Source organism: Thalassospira sp. UBA1131, assembly GCF_002311515.1.
GTDB lineage: Bacteria > Pseudomonadota > Alphaproteobacteria > Rhodospirillales > Thalassospiraceae > Thalassospira.
Genome location: NZ_DCAO01000036.1, coordinates 35,735 through 38,199 on the forward strand (window position 1 = coordinate 35,735; position 2,465 = coordinate 38,199).

General features: G+C 56.1%; 3 protein-coding genes. All 3 read right to left on the reverse strand.

What is annotated here, in order from left to right:
• Positions 1 to 24 precede the first annotated feature (24 nt).
• Complete coding sequence (locus tag B3Z49_RS05285) at positions 25 to 777, reverse strand: ABC transporter ATP-binding protein (protein WP_008889979.1); 753 nt, start codon at positions 775 to 777, stop codon at positions 25 to 27.
• Positions 774 to 1,535, reverse strand: a complete 762-nt coding sequence (locus B3Z49_RS05290) for an ABC transporter ATP-binding protein (RefSeq protein WP_063089072.1) — start codon at positions 1,533 to 1,535, stop codon at positions 774 to 776. Before B3Z49_RS05290 ends, B3Z49_RS05285 begins: the two co-directional genes overlap by 4 nt.
• A 3-nt stretch (positions 1,536 to 1,538) precedes the next feature.
• Positions 1,539 to 2,465: branched-chain amino acid ABC transporter permease (locus tag B3Z49_RS05295; protein WP_296988667.1), on the reverse strand; the 927-nt coding region annotated here is incomplete at its 5' end.

Consider the following 2,465-nt stretch of genomic DNA (forward strand, 5'->3'; position numbering starts at 1 on the left):
ATTGATGGGTCCTGACCCTAATCACTAGATGGCAAGGTACTGGTCGCGCAGTTCCTCGTTATCGAGAACAGCCTGCGCGGTGCCGTCAAAGACGATCTCGCCGCTATCCATGATAATCGCGCGGTCGGCCAGTTTCAGGGCTGCAATTGCGTTCTGCTCGACAATAATCGTCGTAATGCCGAGCTTCTTGACATTTTGCAGGGTCTTTTCAATTTCCTGAACAATGACCGGCGCCAGGCCTTCATACGGTTCATCCAGCAGCAAAAGCTTGATGTCACGGGCAAGTGCACGCCCGATCGCCAGCATCTGTTGTTCGCCACCCGAAAGGGTGATGGCTTCCTGTTCCGCCCTTTCACCAAGACGCGGGAACAGTTCATAGATGCGCTGGATCGACCAGCCATGCGGCTCGGCAATCTGGGCCAGTTCAAGGTTCTGCTGAACCGTCATGCCCGGAATGATGCGCCGATCTTCGGGCACAAGTTGCAGACCCAGACGGGCGGCCTGCCATGCCTTCATTTCGTGCAACGGCTGGTGATCAAGCCAGATTTCACCGTGTTTGAGTTCCGGGTCGCCCATGCGGGCGAGCGTGCGAAGTGTCGATGTCTTGCCCGCCCCGTTACGACCGAGAAGGGCCAGAATTTCGCCCTCGCGGACGTCAAAGGACAGCCCCTGAACGATATAGCTCTCGCCGTAATAGGCATGGATGTCATAGACCGAGAAAAACGCCGGATCTCCACCCTGTTTACGGACGGGTTCCTGTTTTGGCAAAGCGTTCATACCGTTTCCCCTCCGAGATAGGCTTCCTTGACCCGTGGGTCGTTACGTACTTCTTCCGGCGTGCCTTCACAGATGATGGCACCCTGGGCCAAGACGCTGATGCGATCGGCAAGACTGAAGACAACATGCATGTCGTGTTCAATGATCACCTTGGTCATGCCGCGTTCCTTGATCCGTTTGAGCAGATCAATCGTGCGGTTGGTGTCATGGCGCGACATGCCAGCAGTCGGCTCATCGAGCAGGAACAGTTTCGGCTGTTGGCCAAGGCACATGGCAAGTTCAAGACGACGTTTGTCACCACGCGACATCGAACCGGCAAGATGATCCTTGTGCTGAAGCAAGCCGACATCTTCAAGAAGGTGTTCGGCATGTTCGCGGACTTCTTTTTCCGCAAACAGGCTGCTGAGGAAGTTCATCTTGAAAATGCCTTCGCGCTTGGCAAAGGCCGGAACCATCACGTTTTGCAAAAGCGACAGTTCCGGAAAGATTTCCGGCGTCTGGAAAACACGCGCGACACCAAGCTGGTTGATCTCGTGCGGTTCCTTGCCGGTCAGAACCTGATCGCCAAGCAACACACGACCGCGGCTTGGTGCCAAGCGTCCGACAATCACGTTCAGCAATGTCGATTTGCCCGCACCGTTTGGCCCGATGATCGCGTGAACAGTGCCTTCCTTGACCCGAAGGTTGATATCGGAAAGCGCCTGCAGACCGCCAAAGTTCTTGTCGACGTCGGTGACGTCAAGAATGTATTCGGACATGGATCAGACCTCCCCCGCCGATGTTTGTTCTTTTTCTTTGGTTTCGTGGGCTTCGGACTTCGGCTCGGCTTTCTCACGTTTGGTAACCAGGCGCGTCAGGCGCGTGATACCTTCCATGATGCCACCGGGCAGGAAGATCACGATCAGCATGAAGACAAGACCAAGGGTCAGGTGCCAACCTTCGCCGACAAACAGGCCGACCACGGATGCCACCGGATGGGCCAGCCAATCGGGCAGGAAGGAAAACGCATTGAGCAACACGGTATCGTTAAAGGCCGAGAAGATGTTCTCGAAATACTTGATGATACCAGCGCCCAGAAGCGGACCAATCAACGTACCGACACCGCCAAGGATCGTGATCAGAACGACCTCGCCCGATGCGGTCCATTGCATGCGCTCGGCCCCGGCCAGCGGATCGGTTACCGCCAGAAGCGAACCGGCAAGACCGGCATACATGCCCGAGATGACAAACGCGGTCATCAGATATGGACGGGTGCTGAACCCGGTATAACCCATGCGGTTCTGGTTCGACTTGATCGCACGCAGCTTAAGCCCGAAGGGTGAGCGGAAGATGCGCAGGTAGATGAAGAAGGAAATCAGCATCAGGGCGGCACAGATATAGAAGCCGGAATAACCGATCCCCTCGATCCCGAACAGGTTCGGGGTCGGAAGCGATCCGTCATCGACGATGCCCGACATCCGATCCAGAACGCGCGGGTCCGCCTGTTCAAGCTGCAGACCGGTTTCACCATTGGTGATCGGGGTCAGAACCGAATAGGCGAGGTTATAGGACATCTGCGCAAAGGCCAGTGTCAGGATCGAGAAGTAAATCCCCGAACGACGCAAGGACACAAAGCCGATCGCGAGCGCAAACAGCCCCGACAGCACCGTGCCAAAGATCATGGCCGGAATAACGTTCATCGACAGCAG

Bases quoted from the DNA above. Each gene is read 5' to 3' on its own strand.
- B3Z49_RS05285 (WP_008889979.1), bottom strand. From the start codon at position 777: ATGAACGCTTTGCCAAAACAGGAACCCGTCCGTAAACAGGGTGGAGAT.
- B3Z49_RS05290 (WP_063089072.1), bottom strand. From the start codon at position 1,535: ATGTCCGAATACATTCTTGACGTCACCGACGTCGACAAGAACTTTGGC.